The sequence below is a fragment of the Haemophilus haemolyticus M19501 genome, assembly GCF_000222025.1.
In the GTDB taxonomy this organism is placed as follows: Bacteria; Pseudomonadota; Gammaproteobacteria; order Enterobacterales; family Pasteurellaceae; genus Haemophilus; species Haemophilus haemolyticus_G.
In genome coordinates this window covers 53432-76891 of the sequence record NZ_AFQO01000005.1, presented here as the reverse complement: position 1 = coordinate 76891, position 23460 = coordinate 53432, and the positions used below count along the sequence as shown (strand labels likewise).

At 38.2% G+C, this 23460-nt stretch carries 18 protein-coding genes and 3 pseudogenes; 10 read left to right on the top strand and 11 right to left on the bottom strand.

The features are described from left to right. Positions 1-43 precede the first annotated feature (43 nt). Positions 44-2806: a TonB-dependent receptor domain-containing protein gene (locus tag GG9_RS06205; protein ID WP_005630735.1), complete on the top strand. Its 2763-nt coding sequence runs from the start codon at positions 44-46 to the stop codon at positions 2804-2806. A 77-nt stretch (positions 2807-2883) separates the two neighbouring features. On the opposite strand, the gene GG9_RS06210 is transcribed toward GG9_RS06205, so the two are convergent. The 4 genes and pseudogenes from GG9_RS06210 to dsbC all read right to left on the bottom strand — a co-directional run bounded on the left by GG9_RS06210 (position 2884) and on the right by dsbC (position 6975). Further along, on the bottom strand, positions 2884-3573 hold the full coding sequence (locus tag GG9_RS06210) for a 5'-methylthioadenosine/adenosylhomocysteine nucleosidase (protein WP_005630734.1): 690 nt from the start codon (positions 3571-3573) through the stop codon (positions 2884-2886). Further along, positions 3573-4278 (bottom strand): annotated as a pseudogene (locus GG9_RS0108550) (thiol:disulfide interchange protein DsbA/DsbL). The gene GG9_RS06210 and the pseudogene GG9_RS0108550 overlap by 1 nt, the downstream one beginning before the upstream one ends. Continuing rightward, a complete protein-coding gene (gene recJ / locus GG9_RS06215) occupies positions 4271-5998 on the bottom strand; it encodes a single-stranded-DNA-specific exonuclease RecJ (protein ID WP_005630728.1) in 1728 nt (575 codons plus the stop codon). Before recJ ends, GG9_RS0108550 begins: the two are co-directional and overlap by 8 nt. Before the next feature lie 287 nt (positions 5999-6285). Further along, on the bottom strand, positions 6286-6975 hold the full coding sequence (gene dsbC / locus GG9_RS06220; protein WP_005630726.1) for a bifunctional protein-disulfide isomerase/oxidoreductase DsbC: 690 nt from the start codon (positions 6973-6975) through the stop codon (positions 6286-6288). A 132-nt stretch (positions 6976-7107) separates the two neighbouring features. On the opposite strand from dsbC, the gene prfB reads away from it, so the two are divergent. Both prfB and lysS read left to right on the top strand, forming a co-directional pair. Next, positions 7108-8206 (top strand): peptide chain release factor 2 gene (gene prfB / locus GG9_RS06225; protein ID WP_100185028.1). Its coding sequence is split into 2 segments (ribosomal slippage): positions 7108-7182 and positions 7184-8206, totalling 1098 coding nucleotides; the frame shifts between segments, so codons are not numbered across the junction. Between the two features lie 149 nt (positions 8207-8355). Continuing rightward, positions 8356-9864 (top strand): lysine--tRNA ligase, encoded by a 1509-nt coding sequence (lysS, locus tag GG9_RS06230; protein WP_005630724.1) that lies wholly within the window; start codon positions 8356-8358, stop codon positions 9862-9864. A gap of 84 nt (positions 9865-9948) precedes the next feature. Here the strand turns inward: lysS and mdh are convergent, their stop codons facing one another. Beyond that, the gene (gene mdh, locus GG9_RS06235) at positions 9949-10884 is read right to left on the bottom strand and encodes a malate dehydrogenase (RefSeq protein WP_005630722.1); all 936 of its coding nucleotides are present in this window, start codon (positions 10882-10884) and stop codon (positions 9949-9951) included. Positions 10885-11089: 205 nt separating this feature from the next. Here mdh and argR point away from each other — a divergent pair, with 205 nt between their 5' ends. Beyond that, positions 11090-11545: a transcriptional regulator ArgR gene (argR, locus tag GG9_RS06240; protein WP_005630720.1), complete on the top strand. Its 456-nt coding sequence runs from the start codon at positions 11090-11092 to the stop codon at positions 11543-11545. Continuing rightward, on the top strand, positions 11545-12435 hold the full coding sequence (locus GG9_RS06245) for a TIGR01777 family oxidoreductase (RefSeq protein ID WP_005630719.1): 891 nt from the start codon (positions 11545-11547) through the stop codon (positions 12433-12435). The genes argR and GG9_RS06245 overlap by 1 nt, the downstream gene beginning before the upstream one ends. Before the next feature lie 44 nt (positions 12436-12479). Here GG9_RS06245 and purF read toward each other — a convergent pair. The 3 genes and pseudogenes from purF to yfbV all read right to left on the bottom strand — a co-directional run bounded on the left by purF (position 12480) and on the right by yfbV (position 15030). Further along, positions 12480-13998: pseudogene (gene purF, locus GG9_RS0108545) on the bottom strand (amidophosphoribosyltransferase). A gap of 10 nt (positions 13999-14008) precedes the next feature. Then, the gene (locus GG9_RS06250; protein WP_005630714.1) at positions 14009-14500 is read right to left on the bottom strand and encodes a CvpA family protein; all 492 of its coding nucleotides are present in this window, start codon (positions 14498-14500) and stop codon (positions 14009-14011) included. An 86-nt stretch (positions 14501-14586) separates the two neighbouring features. Next, positions 14587-15030, bottom strand: coding sequence for a terminus macrodomain insulation protein YfbV (gene yfbV, locus GG9_RS06255; protein ID WP_005630712.1), 444 nt, complete (start codon positions 15028-15030; stop codon positions 14587-14589). Between the two features lie 220 nt (positions 15031-15250). Here yfbV and GG9_RS06260 point away from each other — a divergent pair, with 220 nt between their 5' ends. Together GG9_RS06260 and pta are read left to right on the top strand one after the other, a co-directional pair. After that, positions 15251-16456: an acetate kinase gene (locus tag GG9_RS06260; RefSeq protein ID WP_005630709.1), complete on the top strand. Its 1206-nt coding sequence runs from the start codon at positions 15251-15253 to the stop codon at positions 16454-16456. Positions 16457-16523: 67 nt separating this feature from the next. Then, positions 16524-18659, top strand: coding sequence for a phosphate acetyltransferase (gene pta / locus GG9_RS06265; RefSeq protein WP_005630708.1), 2136 nt, complete (start codon positions 16524-16526; stop codon positions 18657-18659). Positions 18660-18735: 76 nt separating this feature from the next. Here pta and smrB read toward each other — a convergent pair whose 3' ends face one another. Further along, positions 18736-19239, bottom strand: coding sequence for an endonuclease SmrB (gene smrB / locus GG9_RS06270; protein ID WP_005630706.1), 504 nt, complete (start codon positions 19237-19239; stop codon positions 18736-18738). A 129-nt stretch (positions 19240-19368) separates the two neighbouring features. On the opposite strand from smrB, the gene prmB reads away from it, so the two are divergent. The 3 genes and pseudogenes from prmB to GG9_RS06280 all read left to right on the top strand — a co-directional run bounded on the left by prmB (position 19369) and on the right by GG9_RS06280 (position 21307). Continuing rightward, positions 19369-20313 (top strand): 50S ribosomal protein L3 N(5)-glutamine methyltransferase, encoded by a 945-nt coding sequence (gene prmB / locus GG9_RS06275; RefSeq protein ID WP_005630704.1) that lies wholly within the window; start codon positions 19369-19371, stop codon positions 20311-20313. A 103-nt stretch (positions 20314-20416) separates the two neighbouring features. After that, a pseudogene (locus GG9_RS09465) lies at positions 20417-20720 on the top strand (MFS transporter); the annotation flags it as partial. A gap of 194 nt (positions 20721-20914) precedes the next feature. After that, on the top strand, positions 20915-21307 hold the full coding sequence (locus tag GG9_RS06280) for a hypothetical protein (RefSeq protein ID WP_005630702.1): 393 nt from the start codon (positions 20915-20917) through the stop codon (positions 21305-21307). A gap of 56 nt (positions 21308-21363) precedes the next feature. Here GG9_RS06280 and cysB read toward each other — a convergent pair whose 3' ends face one another. Then, positions 21364-22335: an HTH-type transcriptional regulator CysB gene (gene cysB / locus GG9_RS06285; protein WP_005630701.1), complete on the bottom strand. Its 972-nt coding sequence runs from the start codon at positions 22333-22335 to the stop codon at positions 21364-21366. Positions 22336-22345: 10 nt separating this feature from the next. Beyond that, positions 22346-23419 (bottom strand): 23S rRNA pseudouridine(2605) synthase RluB, encoded by a 1074-nt coding sequence (gene rluB, locus GG9_RS06290; RefSeq protein WP_005630700.1) that lies wholly within the window; start codon positions 23417-23419, stop codon positions 22346-22348. Between the last annotated feature and the right edge of the window lie 41 nt (positions 23420-23460).

Below are 23460 nucleotides of genomic sequence, written 5' to 3'. Positions count from 1 at the left end.
ATAAGATAATGCGAATCTTTTTCAAAAAAATAAGGAAGTAATAATGCAGAAAGTTATTCGATTAAATTTAATTACATTTTGTCTTATCAATACAATAAGTGTATCTATTGTGGAAGCTCAGGCAGAAGAAACTCTAGAGCAAATTGATGTAGTAGAAAAAAATGTCGCTAACGATAAAAAACCTTTTACGGAAGCAAAAGCGAAAAGTACCCGAGAGCATATTTTTAAAGAAACCCAGACTATCGATCAAGTCATTCGAAGTATCCCTGGTGCATTTACTCAACAAGATAAAGGCTCGGGTGTCGTTTCTGTAAATATTCGTGGCGAAAATGGATTAGGTCGTGTCAATACGATGGTTGATGGTGTAACCCAGACCTTCTATTCTACAGCCTTAGACTCTGGTCAATCAGGCGGGAGTTCTCAATTTGGTGCGGCAATCGATCCTAATTTTATTGCAGGTGTAGATATTAATAAAAGCAACTTTTCAGGATCAAGCGGTATAAATGCGTTAGCGGGCAGTGCTAATTTTAGAACATTAGGCGTTAATGATGTCATTACTGATGACAAACCATTTGGCATTATTCTGAAAGGAATGACAGGGAGCAATGCCACTAAATCCAATTTTATGACGATGACTGCAGGTAGAAAATGGCTTGATAATGGTGGCTATGTAGGCATGGTGTATGGTTATAGCCAACGTGAAGTTTCACAAGATTATCGTATCGGTGGTGGAGAACGATTAGCATCATTAGGGCAGGATATTCTTGCGAAAGAAAAAGAAGCTTATTTCCGCACTTCAGGTTATGTTTTAAATTCAGCTGGACAGTGGACTCCTGATCTAAGTAAGAACGCTTGGTCTTGTAACAAGCCAACTCCTGAGTTAGCAGAGAACAATGGTTTTATGTGTAATTTTTATAGTCGTAGTGATCCTAAAGCAAACGTTAGAAAAGAAATTCTCAAAAAATTAATAACACAAAAAATAAAACCAGAAAATATACCAGAATTACAGGGTAGTGAAGATGATAATTTTGGTGTTAAAGGAACCGACAAATCATTTGAAGATAATAAAGATCAATATAGTGTTGCGCCTATTGAACCGGGTAGTTTGCAATCTCGCTCCCGTAGCCATTTGTTAAAATTTGAATATGGCGATGATCACCAAAATTTAGGAGCGCAAATACGTACATTGGATAATAAAATTGGTTCTCGCAAAATTGAAAACCGTAATTACCAAGTCAATTATAACTTCAATAATAACAGCTATCTTGATCTTAATTTAATGGCTGCACATAACATTGGTAAAACCATTTATCCTAAAGGTGGATTTTTTGCAGGTTGGCGAGTTAGAGATAAACTTATCACAAAAAATATGGCAAATATTATTGATATTAACAACAGCCATACTTTCTTACTGCCAAAAGAAATCGATTTAAAAACCACATTAGGTTTTAACTATTTTACCAATGAATACAGTAAAAACCGTTTTCCAGAAGAGCTAAGTTTATTTTACAAAGGAGCATCAGGCGAACCTGGTCGTTACAAGTATACAGATGGGTCACTAGGGGGTAGTCAAAATTTACTGCCTCAACGTTCAGTGATTTTACAACCATCTGGCAAGCAAAAATTTAAAACAGTGTATTTTGATACCGCACTTTCTAAAGGTATTTACCATTTAAATTACAGCGTGAATTTTACCCATTATGCGTTTAATGGTGAGTATGTTGGATATGAAAATACACAAACACAAATTAATGAACCGATTTTGCATAAATCAGGCCATAAAAAGGCATTCAATCATTCCGCTACATTAAGTGCAGAGCTAAGTGATTATTTTATGCCATTTTTCACTTATTCACGCACACACAGAATGCCGAATATTCAAGAGATGTTTTTTTCTCAAGTGTCTAATGCAGGGGTAAACACGGCATTAAAACCTGAACAATCTGACACCTATCAACTAGGCTTTAATACTTATAAAAAAGGTCTATTCACTCAAGACGATGTGCTAGGCATCAAATTAGTGGGTTATCGTAGCTTTATTAAAAACTATATCCATAATGTTTACGGTGTTTGGTGGCGAGATGGCGTTGTACCTACGTGGGCAAGCAGTAATGGTTTTCGCTTTACCATCGCACATCAAAATTATCAACCTATCGTGAAAAAAAGCGGTGCCGAGTTAGAGCTTAATTATGATATGGGACGTTTTTTTGCGAATGTCTCTTACGCTTATCAACGCACTAATCAGCCAACCAATTATGCCGATGCCAGCCCACGTCCAAATAATGCTTCAAATAAAGATATTTTGCAACAAGGTTATGGTTTATCACGTATCACTATGTTACCAAAGGACTACGGCAGATTAGAGCTTGGTACACGTTGGTTTGATCAAAAATTAACCTTAGGTATGGCAGCTCGTTATTATGGAAAAAGTAAACGTGCGACAATTGAAGAAGAATATATCAATGGCTCTCGCTATGAACAATATACTGCGGGCGACAGAACTTACTATGCCGTGAAAAAAACAGAAGAGATTAAAAAACAACCGATTATTTTAGATTTACACGTCAGCTATGAACCAATCAAAGATTTGATTATTAAAGCGGAAGTACAAAATCTATTAGATAAACGTTATGTTGATCCATTAGATGCTGGAAATGACGCGGCTTCGCAAAGATATTATTCAAGTTTAAATAATTCAATTTGTAGTAAAAGTAAGGATTGTGAAGATGGAGGAAAAGATAAAACCGTGCTTTATAACTTTGCACGTGGAAGAACTTATATTCTGAGTTTAAACTATAAATTCTAATTGGCTCATATAAAAAGGCATAGCTAATAAGCTATGCCTTTAATTTTAGAATTTATTATCTTATTAAAAGATTATTACTACAGTCTGTCAATCATCCCTAACACTAACGCCGAAGACTGCTTCGCCGCTAATGGTAAAAACTCTTCAAAAGACATACTTGCTTTGCCATCGCCGCCATCAGAAATTGCTCGAACCACCACAAAAGGCACATTAAACGCATAGCAAACTTGTGCAATTGCTGTCGCTTCCATTTCAACCCCCGTCACATTCGGGAAGTCTGCTTTTATTTGTGCAATTTTGTCTTCACTATTAATAAAACTATCGCCAGAGCAAATTAAACCACGTTTTACTGATTGCCCTTGCTTTTCTGCAATTTCTTGAGCGAGATCTGCTAATTTTTTGTCCGATAAAAATGCCGCAGGATTAGCAGGTAACTGCCCTTTTTCATAGCCAAAAGCGGTCACATCCGCATCGTGATAGCGTGTTTCATCAGAAATCACAATATCCCCCACTTTTAAGCCTTTTGCTACCCCACCTGCAGAGCCAGTATTGATCACACAATCTGGCTTGGCTAATTGCAATAATGCCGTCGTGCCAATGGCAGCTGCCACTTTGCCAATGCCTGATTGTAATAATACAACATTTTTACCGTTAATTTTGCCTTCAAAAATGACCGCACTTGCTACTTGAGTTTCAGTTCTCTCTACCATTAAATTTTTTAAAATTTCTACTTCTTGCGCCATTGCGCCAACAATTCCGATTTTCATCACTTTTGTTCCTGTTCTATTTTATTTACCAAAAAATCTAGCACAGCCACGCTATAATCATCATTATAAAGCGTGCTCGCCGTGAGTACATATTTTCCCCCAATGACAACGTAAGGATAGGTAAACACACCATATTCTTCCGTCAATTCAATCGCATCTTGAATTTGTTCTTTTACTCTTTCTGAATTTTCAGTTTGAATAAATAACGGCTTATCTAGCCCTTGTTCTTCCGCCCATTGTTGAATTTTATTTGTCGCAGACAACTCTGCATAACGGGATTTTTCTGAAGTTTCAAATTATAAAACATTAGATAATTCACCCGCACTTAGTGCTTGCAAGGTATAAAAAATGCGTGCGCTAAACTGACTATTCGGCAGTTGCAATAGGATATTGTTCCAACGCAACTTTATTTGTACGCATTTGACTATAAAGCTCCAAAATATCTTGCGCTGACGAACATACGCGGCAATCGTAATCAAAAAAGAATTGAATACGTATTTTTTTATCCGCTCTAGGTGCTTGTTCAATAGGCTCTTGATAAGAAAAATAATCCCGCCCATCTTCAAAATGCATGACATCAGAAGATGGTAAGTGCGGTGGATTTTGAGTAGAAAATTCTTTTTGATTTACTTCAGCTATAGCCGATGATGTAAACCCAAATAAACCTAATACGAATAATCCATAAAATTTCAAAACATTACTCATCAATCGCTTCAATATATTCCACTAAAAGCTGTACATTTCGGTTACCACGAAACTCATTAACATCCAATTTATATGCAAATCTCGCCTGTTTAATTGAAAGATCGGGATACAATCTTGTGTCAATATTAAACGCAACGGCATCTAATAAAGGCCCGCCTTGTTTTGGCTCTACTAACATTTTGAGATGGTTTTGATTTTGTCCAATTGCACGCTGGTCTAAAATTTTAAATTCGCCATCAAAACAAGGCTCTGGGAAAGCTTGTCCCCAAGGGCCTGCTGATTTTATCAGTTCCGCCGTTTCAAGATTAAATTCATTTGAATTTAATTCGCCATCGGTCCAGATGACACCTTGTAAATGTTCTTCATCAAGCCAATCGGCAACGGTTTGATTAAAAACATGTTGGAAATCGTCAAAGTGTTCTTCTCGGAGGCTTAATCCCGCAGCCATAGCATGGCCACCAAATTTTAAAATCATATTAGGATGTTGCGAATGAATACGTTCTAAAACATCACGCATATGCAAACCTTCGATAGAACGCGCAGAACCTTTCAAGGTTCCCTCACTATCTTGTGCAAAAGCAATCACAGGACGGTGATATTGCTCTTTAATCCGAGATGACACAATGCCTAATACGCCCTGATGCCAATCTGGTTGATAAAGTGTAATCCCCGAAGGTAACTCTTTAAAAAGAGCGGTGAGATTTTGGCAAATTTCTAGCGCCTCAAGCTTCATACCTGCTTCAATCTCTTTACGCGTTTGATTGAGTTGATCAAGATCTAAAGCCAATTCTCTGGCTTTTAGCATGTCGTCCGCCAGCAAAAGCTCTACCCCAATCGACATATTGTCTAAACGCCCTGCTGCATTTAAACGAGGTCCGATACAAAAACCAAGATCACTTGAAGTAAACTGTTCAACATTACGGTTAGCCACTTCAGCCAACGCAACAATACCAGGACGACAACGCCGTGCACGAATCCGCATTAAGCCTTGATAAGCAAGGATACGATTATTTTGGTCTAAAGGCACAACATCAGCGACAGTACCCAATGCCACTAGATCTAGCAAGTCAGTAAAATTAGGTTGTGTTTCTGCAGTAAAAATACCGAGTTCACGAAATTTTGCTCGTACGGCTAACATCAAATAAAACGCAACACCAACGCCCGCTAAAGATTTTGAAGGGAAACCACACTGACTTAAATTAGGATTAACAATAGCATCGGCTAGCGGCAAAGTTTCGGGAGGTAAATGATGATCCGTGACTAAAACTCGAATGCCTTTCTCTTTCAAAAATGCAACGCCTTCAAAAGATGAAACACCGTTATCCACCGTCATTAATAACTGAACGCCCTTTTCAAGAGCCATTTCAGCCACAGGAATACTCAAACCATAACCTTGTTCAAATCGATTTGGTACAAGGTAATCTACATCGGAAAAACCAAGTTGTCTTAAAGCCAGCACACTCAATGCTGTGCTGGTTGCACCATCAGCATCGAAATCCCCAACAATCACTATTTTTTGCTGTTGTTGATAGGCTTCAACTAATAAATTTACCGCTTGATCAATGCCATATAATTGATTTGGATTGAGCATTGATTTCAAAGTGCGGTCTAATTCTTTGGTGTTTTTAATATGACGAGCGCGATAAAGGCGATCTAATAACGGATGGGTTGAAACAGAATTTCCAACTGGAATTTCACGGCGTTTGATAAGTTTTTTCACTGGATATTAATTCATACCTAAAAGCAAAAAGCTGTTGAAATCAACAGCTCTTTTATCTATACTTTTTCCTGTCGGTCAGGGCTTTTAACCCTGAATGCTGACAGGGGTTAAAAGCCCTACTGACCATTAGTCTAACTATTGTGTCAGCTAAGGATTTTAATAATGCCTAAATTATGTATTTATATCATAGTCTTAGTATTGTTAATGCTTTTAAGCTCCCCAGCATATTAAGCATAACCGACTAAATACAAGGGGTAGGCAACTGCCCCTTGTTCTTTATTATAAAATTATTGTGCCGTTTCTTCAAGAGCTCTTAATAAATCAGCTGGTTTTAAATAACCGCCAATAAGCTCACCAGTTGAGATAACAATACTTGGTGTTCCTCGTACACCAAATTGAATACCTAATTCATAATGTTTTTTCACGATATTTGGCGTTTTAACTTCTTTTGGTAAATTGCCGTCTTCAGCTTCGTTTAAAGCAAAAACGGGATCTTTCGCCGTCCAAATCGCTTCCATTTGTTTCGCCGTTTGATTATTCATACCTGCGCGAGGGAAAGCTAAATAACGTACAGTAATTCCAAGATCGTTATATTCTTTTAATTGCTGATGTAATAAATGGCAATAATGGCAAGTAATATCCATAAATACCGTCACAACATGCTTTTCATTTTTAGCGGGATAAACAATCATCTCGTTTTTATAAGAATTAAGTTTATCCACTAAAATTTTACCCGCTACATCAACAGGACCATTATTCGTGAGCTCGTAAAGTTTACCTTGGAAAGCATATTTTCCATCTTCCGTCACATAAAGTACGCCTTGATCTGTTACGGCAGTTTTGATACCTGAAATTGGCGAGGATTTCACATCAATATTTGATGCGCCAAGAGACTGTAATTTGCTTTTAATCGTGGCATCGTTTGCCATTGTATTAGCCGCAGCCACGCACAAAAGTGCGGTAAAAATTTTCTTCATTTTTTGTTCCTAAATTAGCTTGAGTAAGAAAGTCTGAAATTATAGAGAGATTGCTAATTTCTGCAAGGTCAAACTATCCAAAAACCAGAAAATAGCATATAATTCCACACTTTATCACACAGTGAATTTATTATGTTTGAAATCAATCCTGTAAAAAATAAAATCACCGACTTATCCGACCGCACTTCGGTGCTTCGGGGGTATCTTTGACTTCGATGCCAAAGTTGAGCGTTTAGAAGAAGTCAATGCGGAATTAGAACAGCCAGATGTTTGGAATGATCCGGATAAAGCCCAAGCGCTTGGTAAAGAACGCGTTTCTTTAGAACAAGTTGTAAATACCATCAAAAATTTAGAACAAGGTTTAGAAGATGTTGATGGATTATTAGAACTTGCCATCGAAGCAGAAGACGAAGACACCTTCAATGAAGCGGTAGCTGAATTAGATGAACTCGAACAACAACTCGAAAAATTAGAGTTCCGTCGAATGTTTAGTGGCGAACATGATGCTTGCGATTGCTATGTGGACTTACAAGCTGGTTCGGGCGGTACGGAAGCTCAAGATTGGACAGAAATGTTGCTCCGTATGTATCTCCGTTGGGCTGAAAGCAAGGGATTTAAAACTGAACTGATGGAAGTCTCTGACGGTGATGTAGCTGGATTGAAATCGGCAACGATTAAAGTGAGCGGTGAATATGCTTTTGGTTGGTTACGAACAGAAACCGGTATTCATCGTTTGGTGCGTAAAAGTCCATTTGATTCCAATAACCGTCGTCATACATCGTTCAGTGCGGCATTTGTCTACCCTGAAATTGATGATGATATTGATATTGAAATCAATCCTGCTGATTTACGTATTGATGTTTATCGTGCATCAGGAGCAGGTGGTCAGCACGTAAACAAAACTGAAAGTGCGGTGCGAATTACCCATATGCCAAGTGGCATTGTGGTGCAATGTCAAAACGACCGTTCACAGCACAAGAACAAAGATCAAGCAATGAAACAATTAAAAGCGAAATTGTATGAGCTTGAATTACAAAAGAAAAATGCAGATAAGCAAGCAATGGAAGATAATAAATCTGACATTGGTTGGGGAAGCCAAATTCGCTCTTATGTATTAGACGATTCACGCATTAAAGATTTACGTACTGGCGTAGAAAACCGTAATACGCAAGCCGTATTAGACGGGGATTTAGATCGATTTATTGAAGCGAGTCTCAAGGCTGGATTATAAAATTTTTGCCTTCCCCTGTTTACGGGGGAAAGTGGCGCGAAGCAACGGAAGGGGGCTTTCGATAATATATTTCCTTTAGTCTTCGACAGCTCCTAAAGTAAACAAAGAAAATAAAAATTTCTTATTAATTTATAAAAAAGGTAAACAATATGTCAGAACAAGAAGTTAAAGAATTAGATCTCAATGGCGAAATGCTCGTTCGTCGTGAAAAATTAGCCGCATTACGTGCAAAAGGTAATGCATTTCCAAACAAGTTTCGTCGTGATGCTCTCGCACAAGATTTACACAATCAATATGATTCAGAAGACGGGGAAATCTTAAAAGAAAAAGGCATTGAAGTACAAGTTGCTGGTCGTATTATGACTCGCCGTGCAATGGGTAAAGCAACTTTTATCACCATTCAAGATATGAGCGGTAAAATCCAGCTTTACGTTGCACGCGATAATTTGCCTGAAGGTGTTTATAAAGATGACGTTGGTACTTGGGATTTAGGTGATATCGTTGGCATTAAAGGCACTTTATTTAAAACAAAAACTGATGAACTCACCGTTAAAACTACGGAAGTTCAACTTTTAACCAAAGCACTTCGCCCATTACCAGACAAATTCCATGGTTTAACCGACCAAGAAGTTCGTTATCGCCAACGTTATTTAGATTTAATTTCTAACGAAGAATCTCGCCGCACTTTTATTATTCGTTCTAAAGTTGTCGCGGGTATTCGTGAATATTTCATTTCTAAAGGCTTTATGGAAGTGGAAACGCCAATGTTACAAGTGATTCCAGGCGGCGCATCTGCGCGTCCTTTCGTGACTCATCACAATGCATTAGATGTGGATATGTATTTACGTATCGCACCTGAACTTTATTTAAAACGCTTAGTAGTGGGTGGCTTTGAACGAGTATTTGAATTAAACCGTAACTTCCGTAATGAAGGGGTTTCTGTTCGTCATAATCCAGAATTTACTATGCTTGAATACTATCAAGCCTATGCAGATTACCACGATTTAATGGATAACACCGAAGAACTTCTTCGTAAATTAGCGATTGATATTCTTGGTACAACCATTGTGAAATACGGTGATTTAGAATTTGACTTCGGCAAACCATTCGAACGTATTACGTTACACGATGCAACCATTAAATATGGTGCAGACAAAGGTATCGTAAAAGAAGATTTATATGACTTTAATCGTGCAAAAGCCACGGCAGAACGCTTAGGTATTGAAGTACAAAAATCTTGGGGTTTAGGCAGTATTGTGAACGCAATTTTTGAAGAAGTGGCTGAACATCACTTAATTCAACCAACCTTCTTAATGGCTCACCCTGCGGAAATTTCGCCACTTGCACGTCGTAATGATGAAAACCCTGAAGTGACTGACCGTTTTGAATTATTCATCGGCGGACGTGAAATTGGTAATGGTTTCTCAGAATTAAATGACGCGGAAGATCAAAATGAACGTTTTGATGCACAAGTGGCTGCGAAAGAAGCGGGCGATGATGAAGCGATGTTTAAAGATGAAGACTTTGTTGTTGCACTAGAACACGGCTTACCACCAACAGCTGGGGAAGGTTTAGGTATCGACCGTCTAGCGATGCTTTATGCAAATGCACCATCAATTCGTGATGTTATCTTATTCCCTGCAATGCGTCAGAAATAATAAAGATACAAACAAAAGCCACCAAATGGTGGCTTTTTTATCGAAACATAAAAAGAGAGCTAACTCCCCCTTATTTTTTAATGATTAACCATTAATAAATTTTTCGCCTAATTCAATATCTGCACGTAAAGTCGGCAACATATTTTCTAAGGCTTGTTGTTCAAAATTGCTTAATGGACCAATTGGTAAAATTTCTTCTACACCTTCTTTGCCTAAACGAACTGGCTGAGAGAAGAAACGAGCATATTTGCCATCCCCTTCAACATAAGTACATTCAACAACTGTCTCGCCACTCAATCCTTTCACTAAAGAACGAGCAAAACGCGCTGCAGCTTGCGCCATTGAGAGGGTTGCAGAACCGCCACCCACTTTTGCATTGACAACTTCTGTACCTGCATTTTGGATACGTTTTGTTAATGGTTCGATTTCATCTTCATTCCATTCAGCATATTGAACTTGAGAAAGTAATGGAAGAATAGTCACACCTGAGTGACCACCAATAACAGGAACGCTCGTACGAGAAACATTTAAACCTTTTAATTCAGCCACAAAGGTTTCAGAACGTAACACGTCTAAAGTAGTCACACCAAATAATTTACGTTTGTCGTAAACGCCCGCTTTTTTCAATACTTCAGCCGCAATCGCAACAGTAGTATTTACTGGGTTAGTGATGATACCAACGCATGCTTTCGGGCAAGTAACCGCGACTTTCTCAATTAAACCACGAACAATGCCTGCATTAATATTGAATAAATCAGAGCGGTCCATACCAGGTTTACGCGCAACACCAGCAGAAATTAATACAACATCCGCACCTTCAAGTGCAGGCGTTGGATCTTCACCAGAAAAACCTTTCACATTCACTGCGGTTGGAATATGGCTCACATCCACTGCAACACCTGGGGTAACAGGGGCAATATCATATAATGCTAAATCTGAACCAGCAGGCAACTGAAGTTTTAGTAATAACGCTAATGCTTGACCAATACCGCCTGCGGCACCTAATACTGCAACTTTCATAAATACTCCTTATGTGTTAGTTAATTTAAGATGACCTGATTTTAAAATTTTCATCTCACAATTACAAACAGAGAAATATCATTCTATGATCTAGTTCACATTTCTGAGGTAATTTTTTCTTTCTCTTTACTTTTATTCACATTCAAGTTGATGAAAATGAATTTTTATGCAATTCTTATGCAAATTTTGACTATTGAAAAATAAAATGACTGACAATTTAACTCGCGCTTTTAAAGAATTACTCAATCAAGAACGCTTTGGCTCTCAAAGTGAGATTGTCGATGCCTTAAAAAAACAAGGCTTTACAGGCATTAATCAATCAAAAATATCAAGAATGCTCACCAAATTTGGTGCTGTTCGCACCCGAAATACCAAAATGGAAATGGTCTATTGCTTACCAAGTGAATTGAGTGTTCCGAATACCAGTAGTCCATTAAAAAATCTTGTATTAGACGTTGATTATAATGACATGTTAATTGTCATTAAGACTTCTCCAGGTGCGGCACAACTCATCGCTCGTTTGCTCGATTCAATTGGAAAATCAGAAGGCATCTTAGGTACTATCGCAGGCGATGACACAATTTTTATCACACCAACGTGTGACACAAAAATTGTCGATTTACTCAAAAATGTTCAACGTTTATTTGAAAACGCGTTGTAATGAACATTTTATTAACTGGAGGAACGGGACTTATCGGCAAAGCACTTGTTGAACAACTCTGCTTACGCAATGAACAAGTAACGATCTTAACGCGCTCAAGTACGCCGCACACTATCTCAAAACAAAAAAACATCAAATTTATTACCGCACTTTCAGAACTCGATTTACAAGAACAGTTTGATGCCATCATCAATCTTGCTGGTGAGCCGATTTTTCATAAAGCTTGGACGAAAAATCAGAAATCTATTTTACGAGAAAGTCGTTTAAGCCTCACTAGCCAACTGGTTAAATTCATTAATCAATATCAGCAACACCCTATTTTTATTTCAGGTTCAGCGACTGGAATTTACGGCGATCAAGACGAACAAAAAATTACCGAAACAAGCAAAACAGCAAAAACCTTCACCGCACAATTATGCCAAGATTGGGAAAATATTGCGCGACAAGCTAATGCGAGGGTTTGTTTGATTCGAACAGGCATGGTCTTTTCTAAGAAAGGAGGCGCACTTGCTCAAATGTTGCCTTTATACAAATGGGGACTTGGCGGCAAACTGGGCAATGGAGAGCAATATTTTCCCTGGATTGCTTTGGAAGATATGGTCAATGGCATTTTATTTTTACTCGATCATTCAGAGTGCCAAGGCTCATTTAACTTCACCGCCCCGAATCCCATAAAACAACATAAATTTAACCGCACTTTGGCTCGAATATTAAAACGTCCTGCCTTTGCAACCATTCCAAAATGGCTATTACATTTCATGCTTGGCGAACGAGCTAATCTATTACTCGAAAGCCAAAATGTTGTGCCTGAAAAATTACTCAACTCGGGATTCCAATTTCAGTATTCTGATTGCAAAAACTATCTAGAAGAAATTCTAAAAAACAAATAAAAAATCACCGCACTTTTAATGCGATGATTTTAAATACCTAGCATTTATTGTTCATTATAAATTTCAAGATTGGATGCTTGTTTTTCACGTTTTTTCTTTGCACTATCGTTGCGTTGAGTTGCGATTTTATTAAGATATTCAGGACTAATATCGCCTGTAATATATTCTCCCGTGAAAACAGAACAATCAAAACCTTGAATGGCTGGGTTTTCTAATTGAACAGATTCAGTAAGTGCGGTCAGATCTTGGAAAATTAATTTGTCTACGCCAATTAATTCTGCAATTTCATCAACATTTCGCCCATAAGCGATCAGTTCATCACAACTCGGCATATCAATACCATATACATTCGGATAACGAATTTCAGGAGCAGCAGAGGCAAAGTAAATTTTCTTCGCACCAGCTGAGCGAGCCATTTCAACAATTTGCTCAGAGGTTGTGCCACGAACGATAGAATCGTCCACCAATAACACATTTTTATCTTTAAATTCAGCTTTAATGGTATTCAATTTGCGACGAACAGAACTAATACGCTGTGCTTGTCCTGGCATAATAAACGTACGACCAACATAGCGATTTTTCACAAATCCTTGGCGATAAGGTTTCCCTAGTACACGAGCTATTTGTAACGCAATATCTGTTGAAGTTTCAGGAATAGGAATGACCACATCAATATTATCAATTTCATCTGCCCATTCTTTTACAATTTTTTTCCCGAGTTTTTCCCCCATATGAACACGTGCCGCATAAACAGAGACACCATCAATCGTTGAATCTGGGCGTGCAAAATAAACATACTCAAAAATACAAGGATTTAACACCGACACTTTCGGTACATTGTTGTGAATAAAGCTCGCCATCAAACGTCACATAAACGGCTTCACCTGCAGCAATATCACGCACAAACTCGAAACCTACAATATCTAAAGCCACTGTTTCAGAGGCAAACATATAATCGGTTTTTCCATTTTCTTCGCGTTTACCCAACACCAAAGGACGAATGCCAAAAGGATCACGAAACGCAACCATGCCATGCCCAATAATCATCGCTAAACAAGCATAAGCACCGCGAACATCCTTGTGAGTTTTACGAACAGCATAGAAAATATCTTGTGGATCGAGGTGATCTTGAGGAATGTGATCGAGGTGATTGGCTAGAATATTAAGAAGAAGTTCGGAATCTGAATTAGTGTTTACATGGCGGCGAGCTGTTTTAAAGACTTTTTCTTTTAACTCCACTGAGTTGGTTAAATTACCGTTATGCACCAAAGTGACACCATAGGGGGAATTCACATAAAAAGGCTGCGCCTCTGAGACGCTAGAACTCCCCGCTGTAGGATAACGAACATGCCCCAATCCAGCATTTCCCTGCAACCGTAGCATATGCTCTTGACGGAACACATCACTCACTAAACCATTAGCTTTACGTAAGCGGAAACGGTTTTCATCATCAACCGTCACTATGCCCGCAGCATCTTGCCCACGATGTTGCAAAAGAGTTAATGCTGCATAAATAGATTCATTAACCGGACTTTGGCTAACAATACCGACAATACCACACATTTTGTGTTCCTTATTGATTAAGCGTTGAATTTAAAAAACTTGAACTAGCCTGAAGTTGTTGAAAGAACCATTCAATAATAAAACCAAAGTGCGGTATTAATTGAGATTCTTTCCACCAATCAGTTTGTTCAAAATTGGTAAAAGTATCCATAAAAAATAACAACGCAGCCACAATTAGCGCACCGCGCACTAAGCCAAAAGCCACACCTAAAACACGATCGGTGCCACTTAAACCCGTCTTATCCACTAATTGACTAATTACATAATTTACTATGGCGCCCACGATTAAAGTCAGTACAAATAAAATCCCGATTGCGGTTCCATTACGAATATACATTGATTCAATTTGCGTAAGATAAGCGGCAAGATAAGGATAGAACTGGCTTGCTACAATAAATGCCACAACCCAGCTACCTAGTGAAAGCACTTCGCGCACAAAACCGCGTAATAAACTGACAAGAATGGAAAAAGCGATAATGCCAATAATAATGTAATCGATCATTAAAAAATCTCTCAATGAAAAACGGCCGTTTAAAACGACCGAGGTATTCTACAAAAATAAAGCCAAAAAGAAAACGTTTGCGTAAACTAAATTTCCTGCCAAAAAGCTCGTTCAAATTTGCTTTGAGCTTTCTTTAAGACTTCTGCTAAATGTTGGTATGTCGGTTGATCTTGCACAAAAGGCAAGGGTTCATGTCGTTGTTTTAAGCGTTCGCAAATATCATAAAACCATACCGCACTTTGATTTTCTAACGGCGTATTGGCACGCTTACCAAGCCAATAAAGACCTTGAAAAGGAATAAGCAAAGCAAAAAGTGCGGTCAAAATTGCAATAGAAAAGGCCATCAAATCATTTTTTGCATAAAACTGCTGCCATAGAATTGCAAACACAGCAACAAAAGGCATAAATTTTTGTGCAAAATTCGTAGCTTTCATAATGCGGTTTTCTGGGAAAATAATCCCTAACTTAGCCTCCTGCGGCCAAGTATTAAGATAAATTTGTCCCTGTTTTAAAATAGAAAAAAATGCCATAAAAACACCTTTAAAAAACAACCGCACTTATCATACCCCAGTTTGCCTGAAATTGTCACCTTACTGAAAAAGTTTAATTTTTCAAAAAGTTCCATAAATCCTTGTCTTTTTATGCTGAGATGAATTTATTTTGTTTGTCAAAAGGTGTATCCTATGCCAGATTTTTTCAGTCCATCTACAAGGTGGATTTCCATTAACTTTAATCAAATATAGGGTTCCCATGTCAAAACTTGTTCTTATCCTTAACTGTGGTAGTTCTTCACTAAAATTTGCAATTCTTGATCCAGCAACAGGGGAAGAAAAATTATCCGGCTTAGCCGAAGCATTTTTCTTACCAGAAGCGCGTATCAAATGGAAACTCAATGGTGAGAAAGGTAACGCAGATTTAGGCGCAGGTGCAGCTCATACTGAAGCGCTTACCTTTATTGCGTCTAATATCATGACAGATGAGCTTAAAAACTCTATCGCGGCAATTGGTCACCGTATCGTGCATGGTGGCGAAAAATACACCCAATCTGTTATCATCACTGATGAAGTCGTTAAAGGTATTGAAGATGCTGCACAATTTGCGCCACTTCACAATCCAGCGCACTTAATCGGTATTCGCGAAGCATTCAACGCATTCCCGCACTTAAAAGATAAAAACGTGGTAGTTTTTGATACTGCATTCCACCAAACCATGCCTGAAGAAGCATTTCTTTATGCCCTTCCATACTCTTTATATAAAGAACACGGTGTACGTCGCTATGGCGCACACGGAACAAGTCACTACTTCGTTTCTCGTGAAGTCGCTGAATATGTAGGCAAACCTGCAGACCAAGTCAATGCTATTATTTGTCACTTAGGTAATGGTGGTTCTGTTTCTGTTGTGCGTAACGGTCAATGTATTGATACTTCAATGGGCTTAACTCCGCTAGAAGGTTTAGTAATGGGTACGCGTTGTGGCGATATTGACCCCGCAATCGTATTCTACCTATACAAAACTTTAGGTATGTCTATGGAACAAATTGAAGAGACTTTAGTGAAAAAATCGGGTCTTTTAGGTTTAACTGAAGTAACAAGCGACTGCCGTTATGCTGAAGATAACTACGATGACGCATCTAAACCAGAAGCAAAACGCGCTTTAAATGTTTATAGCTATCGTTTAGCGAAATACATTGGTGCTTATATGGCTGTATTGGGCGATGATCACTTAGATGCAATTGCATTCACTGGTGGTATTGGCGAAAACTCAGCGCACGTTCGTGAATTAGCCTTAAATCACTTAAGATTATTCGGCATTAAAATCGATAACGAACGAAATCTTGCTGCACGTTTTGGTAAAGATGGCGTAATCACTACTGATGATTCCGCATTTAAAGCAATTGTTCTTCCAACTAACGAAGAATTGGTTATCGCACAAGATACCGCAAAACTTTGTTTCTAATTCAACAACAAGCTGCCGAATTTTTCGGCAGTTTTTATTTATAACATATACATATTAAGGTTTAACTATGTCTCGCACGATTATTCTTATCCCTGTAAGTACAGGCGTGGGTTTAACTAGCATTAGTCTTGGATTAATCCACTCTCTCGAACAAAAAGGCGCAAAAGTTGCTTTTATGAAACCAGTTTCTCAACCAAGCACTGGCGAAGATAAATTGGATCGCACAACTTCTATTATTCGCACTAGCACTAGCCTTGAAACTTCTGAACCGTTTATGTTAAGCGTAGCAGAATCATTAATTGGGCAAAATCAGTCTGATGTATTGTTAGAAAAAATTGTGGCAAATCACCAACAATTAACTAAAAACAACGATATCGTTGTGGTTGAAGGCTTAATTCCTACAAGAAAACACGGTTACGCAAATAGCATCAACTATGAAATTGCACAAGCATTAGATGCGGAAATCGTATTAGTTGCAGCACCTGCAACTGAAACCCCAACAGAATTAAAAGATCGCGTAGAAGCAGCAGCCTCTCTATTTGGTGGTAAAAACAATCCAAATCTTTTAGGCGTGGTTGTAAATAAATTTAATGCACCCGTTGATGAATCTGGCCGTACACGCCCTGATCTTGCTGAAATCTTTGATTCATTCCAACATAGCCATGCATGTGAAGCAGAAGTGAGCAAATTATTTGCAAATAGCTCAATCAAATTATTAGCTTGCGTGCCTTGGTCAGCAGATTTAATCGCAACACGTGCGATCGATTTAGTGAAATACTTAGGTGCATCCATTATCACTGAAGGAGATATTAACCGTCGTATCCGTGGTATCACTTTCTGCGCAAGAAGTTTACCAAATATGGTTGAGCATTTCCGTGCAGGCAGCTTATTAGTCGCTTCAGCAGATCGTCCAGATGTACTTGTGGCAGCCGCTCTCGCAGCGTCAAATGGTATTGAAATCGGCGGCCTTTTATTAACTGGCGGTTACAAAATTGATGCTCAAATCAATAAACTTTGCCAACCCGCTTTTGAAAAAGCAAAATTGCCAATCTTCCGTATTGAAGGTAATACTTGGCAAACAGCATTAAATTTACAAAACTTTAATCTTGAAGTGCCTGTTGATGATAAAGAGCGTATTGAAAACATCAAACAATACACTAGCCAGCACTTTAATGCTGACTTTATCAATAACCTAGTTGCAGATTCTACTCGTTTACGTCGTTTATCTCCACCAGCATTCCGTTTCCAATTGACCGAACTTGCTCGTGCAGCGAAAAAACGCATTGTGCTTCCTGAAGGTGATGAACCTCGTACAATCAAAGCAGCCGTACTTTGTGCAGAACGAGGCATTGCGGAATGTGTGCTTTTAGCAGATCCTGCATCTGTTCAACGTGTAGCTGAAGCACAAGGTGTTAAACTAGGTAAAGGCATTACAATCATTAACCCAGCAGATGTTCGTGAAAACTATGTTGCTCGTTTAGTTGAATTACGTAAAGCAAAAGGTATGACTGAAACCGCAGCTCGTGAACAATTAGAAGATACCGTGGTCCTTGGTACTATGATGTTAGAAGCAAATGAAGTGGATGGTTTAGTATCAGGTGCCGTTCACACAACTGCAAACACCATTCGCCCACCAATGCAAATCATCAAAACTGCACCGGGTAGTTCTATTGTTTCTTCTATCTTCTTTATGTTATTACCAGATCAAGTGCTTGTTTACGGTGACTGTGCGGTAAACCCAGATCCAACAGCAGAACAACTTGCAGAAATCGCAATTCAATCTGCGGATTCTGCAAAAGCATTTGGTATTGATCCAAAAGTCGCGATGATTTCTTACTCAACAGGTACATCTGGTAGCGGTGCTGATGTGGAAAAAGTGAAAGAAGCAACTCGAATTGCGAAAGAAAAACGCCCTGATTTATTAATCGATGGCCCATTACAATACGATGCGGCTGTGATGGAAGATGTGGCTCGCTCTAAAGCACCAAATTCACCAGTGGCAGGTAAAGCAACAGTATTCGTATTCCCTGACTTGAACACTGGTAACACTACTTACAAAGCAGTACAACGTTCTGCAGATTTAGTGTCTATTGGCCCAATGCTTCAAGGTATGCGCAAACCAGTGAACGATTTATCTCGTGGTGCCTTAGTTGATGATATTGTGTACACAATTGCCTTAACCGCAATTCAAGCGACACAATAGTTCAAGTAAAAACATAAAAGAAAATACCGTACTTTGCCACTGGCAGTAGAAGTGCGGTATTTTTTTATAACGTTTTTTACAAATCAACCAAAATTAAAATTGCGGCCTCACCGCCCCATTCTCTTGGCGCTTGATGTAATGCCCGCACTTTAGGATGTTGTACTAGCCAACGTGGAATTTGTTTTTTCAATGTAAAGGTGCCATAGCCCGTCATAATACTGGCACAATCAACATGCTCATTTTCACAAGCCAGTAAAAGTGCGGCTAATTCTTGTTTAGCTTGTTCACGGGTTAAACCGTGTAAATCTAAAAACAATTCTGGCGAAAAATCCCCACGACGAAGTTGTTTTAATAAATGGGAATCTTCTCCGTCACGTAAATATTTCACAACACCATCATGCTCATTCAGTAACGGCTCATATTCATCAGAAAAATAGAACAATGTATCTTCTTTCGCTCGTAATTCTTTCAATTCTATTTTTTTCTGATCACGTTTTTGGCGAGGAGCAACAAAAATATCTTGTTTCATTGGCTTAATACCTTTGGTTTCCGCACGGAATAAATCAAATTCGTCTTGCATTTTTTCTCATTAATTTCAAATTTTGCGTATCATATCATAGTTCTACATTCTCATCTGTGGTATAACTACGCCAAATTTTCATACCGAATTTTATGCTAACTTTTCTACTCACTTTTATGGAGAAATGCGATGGAAACTTCACATAACCAAGAATTAGTTGCAACTATCTTGGAAGATAATGTTGCAAACGAACTGCAAACCATCCAAGATTTTCTGCGTTGGACGTATAGCATTCTCAATCGTTCTGATATTTACTTCGGGCAAGGGCACGATAATCCTTGGGATGAAAGCCTGCAACTCGTTTTAAGTGGCTTACATTTACCCATTGATTTACCTACCGAATTATTTAACAGTCGATTAACCCCATCTGAAAAAGAAACCTTAGTTCAACTTGTATTAACCCGAATCGAACAACGCGTACCGGTGGCATATTTAACAAATAGTGCTTGGTTCTGTGGTCACGAATTTTATGTCGATGAACGAACTATTATTCCACGTTCTCCAATTAGTGCGTTAATTCAAGATCGCTTTGAAGATTTAATTTCACAAGAGCCGAATCATATTCTCGATCTATGCACAGGCAGTGGCTGTATTGCCATTGCTTGTGCTTATGCTTTCCCAAATGCGGAAGTAGATGCAGTCGATTTATCAGTTGATGCACTTAATGTCGCGGAGATCAATATTTCACGCCATCAATTAGAACATCGCGTATTCCCGATTCAATCAAACTTATTTGAAAATATTTTGGGACAAAAATACGATCTTATCGTGACCAATCCACCTTATGTGGATGAAGAAGATCTCGCCGATATGCCAGAAGAATACCATTTTGAGCCAGAGTTAGCCTTAGGTTCTGGCAGTGATGGCTTAAACATTACCAAACAAATTTTGAAACAAGCACCAGATTATTTAACCGAAAATGGCGTATTGGTGTGTGAAGTGGGTAATAGTATGATTAGCTTAATTGAGCAATATCCAGATGTACCATTTGAATGGGTAGAACTTAAAAATGGCGGGCTAGGCGTATTTGCTATTCAGCGTAAAGATTTAGTGAAATATCACGATCTGTTTTAATCTTTTAAGTGCGGTAAAATTTTAATATAAATTTCAACCGCACTTATAAAATTCATGGCGCGCGTTATTCAACGCGTGCTTTTCTTTTTTCTCATTTAACTCTATGAATTTACAAAAACTTTTACTGACTCGGCGTTTCTTTTCCACCCTTGCCTTTTTTCTGTATAAACGGTATTTCTGATTTATCTACAAAATAAAGGATTGAGCAACAGCGAAATTGCCTTTTCCTTATCACTACTCTTTTTCTCAAACCAAGCCCTTTCTCTATTCTTGCCGGTATTTGGGGCGATCGTTATGGTTTAGCCAAAATGATGTTACTCGGCGGTTTTTTAGATGTAATCGCTTATATTTTCTTTCTCGCAGCAGATAATTATTTATTGCTTCTTATTGCGACCACTTGTTTTGGTTTTTATTTTTATTATAACAAGTGCATTAATCAATCTTTCTCGAAGTACATTTTGTAATAAGGTTGGCAATCTTTTTTAATTAAATTTCAATTCTCTTAAACAAATATATTCATCAAAATACATAAATAAATTGTACTTATTTTCGATGTAAGTTAGACTAAGGAAGACTATAAATTCAAGAATAAGGAGATACCATGTCATTTTTATCTAAGACCCTCGGTGGATTATCAAGAGCTTACTATACTAGACAATTTCTATTTGGTTTAATATTCTTTATATCTATAGTTGCTATAAGCTATAACGGATATAATTACACTGGGAATACATCTATTCTTGTAAAAAATGTAATCCTAGGATTAATCTGCTTATTATTATATCCTTATTCTCGATTCGTTTATGAAAGTATTATCGAATATATTTTAGGTGATAATGTTTTTTTCGTTAATGTACCTTTAATGCTTGTAACAAAACTAATCACAATGGCGATTTGTTTCATATTCTCAATTTTTATTGCACCAATTGGTTTAATATATCTTTATTTTTATCATTCAAAACAAGAAAAACTTCAAGATCAGAATGAACAATAAGAGTAAGAAAGGACGTTTAACGTCCTTTTCTCTATCACTTAATTTCAACAATTAATTTATCTAACGTCTAATTTCACGTTATCAAATAATTTTTTCACTGAACTGTTATCACGCAAGCGTTCTGCTTTTTCCACGACACTACGAGTTAAGTGCGGTGAAAAATATTCCATGAAATCGTACATATAATTACGTAAGAACGTGCTATGTTTAAATGCAATATTCGTCATACTAGGGCGGAATAAATGACTTGCATCAATCGCCACAAGATCTGTATCTGATGGCGTATGAGCCATAGATGCCATAATGCCTACCCCTAAGCCTAAGCGAACATAAGTCTTAATGATATCAGCATCGGTAGCCGTAAAAACGATATTCGGTAAAATACCGGCACTATTAAATGCGTAATCTAAATCAGAAACACCCGTAAAACCAAACGTGTAAGTCACAAGTGGGTATTTGCCTAATTCCTCAATGGTCAGTTCTTTCACTTTAGCAAGTGGATGATCGGGCGTAACAATCACGGCACGATTCCACCAATAGCATGGAATCTGAACTAAATCATCAAATAAATAAGGTGCTTCAGTGGTAATTGCCAAATCCACTTCGCCTGACATTAAAGCATCGTGAATTTGTGTTGGAGAACCTTGATGAATATGCAAACTCACATCAGGGTATTTTTTAGAAAAACGTTCAATCACGCTTGGCAACATATAACGTGCCTGAGTATTTGTTGTCGCAATACGTAACACACCGTGATTTGGCTGAGTATATTCATCGGCAACGGCACGGATACCTTGTGCTTTAACAAGTAACTCGCGTGCAATCGAAATAATCTTTTTCCCTGCTGGCGTAATTGATTTTATATGCTTGCCATGACGCTCAAAAATTTCCAGACCTAATTCATCTTCTAATAGGCGAACTTGTTTACTGATACCCGGCTGCGATGTGTAAAGTGCATTTGCTGCTTCTGTAACATTCAAATTTTGGTTTACAATCTCAACGATATAACGCAATTGCTGCATTTTCATAAAAAAGTCCTTATTTTTTATAACGTTTATTCATCTCCGAATAACGTTTCACCGCTTTACGAATTTGCCCAGATTTTGGACGACGACTTGCCTGTTTTACATCTAATTTCGTTTCAGTCTCAGCAGGTAATCCTACCAATTCACGCAAATAATTGACGTTTTCAAGATCCATTTCTTCCCAGCCACCACGAGGCAAACCTTTCATCAATTTGATATTTCCATAACGAATACGAATCAAACGGCTGACTTGAATGCCTTGTGATTCCCATAAACGACGAACCTCACGGTTACGTCCCTCCATCAAGGTTACGTCATACCATTGGTTAATACCCACACCGCCTGTAAATTTAATTTCTTTAAAGTTGGCAGGGCCATCTTCAAGCTGAACGCCTTTGCGTAAACGCGCTAACATCGCATCATCAACTTGACCAAATACACGCACAGAATATTCACGTTCCACTTCACGGCTTGGGTGCATTAATCGATTTGCCAGCTCTCCATCAGTGGTAAAAAGCAATAAACCTGATGTATTAATATCTAAACGCCCTACCGCAATCCAACGAGATCCCGTTAAACGTGGCAAACGATCAAACACGGTCGCACGCCCTTCTGGGTCGCTACGCGTACAAAGTTCGCCTTCAGGTTTGTAATACATTAATACACGGCAAATTTCTTTTTGAGCGTGGCTAAGATTAATGATTTGACCATCAATACGCACTTTTACACCAGAATGTACGTCAATGCGATCGCCTAAAATCGCAATTTTACCCTCTACACTCACTCTGCCTGCGGCAATCATTGTTTCAATTTCACGACGAGAGCCTTGTCCAGCGCGTGCTAAAACTTTCTGTAATTTTTCGCCCTCTGCTTTAGGCTGATTTGAGACTTTTACAACAGGTTTCGCTTTTGGCTTAGATAAAAATTTGTTGTCAGAATTAACCGCACTTTTTTTCGTATTTGCCGTTTCTACGCGTGCAGTACGAGACACTGAACGTCTATCATTTTTAGCTGAAAAATCACTTTTCTTTGCTGAATCTTTGGAAAAGTGCGGTTGTTTTTGAGTTTGTTTTTGACTAGGTTTCATTGTTTTCCTTAAATAATGGAAAGGTCGCTTTCACAAGCGTC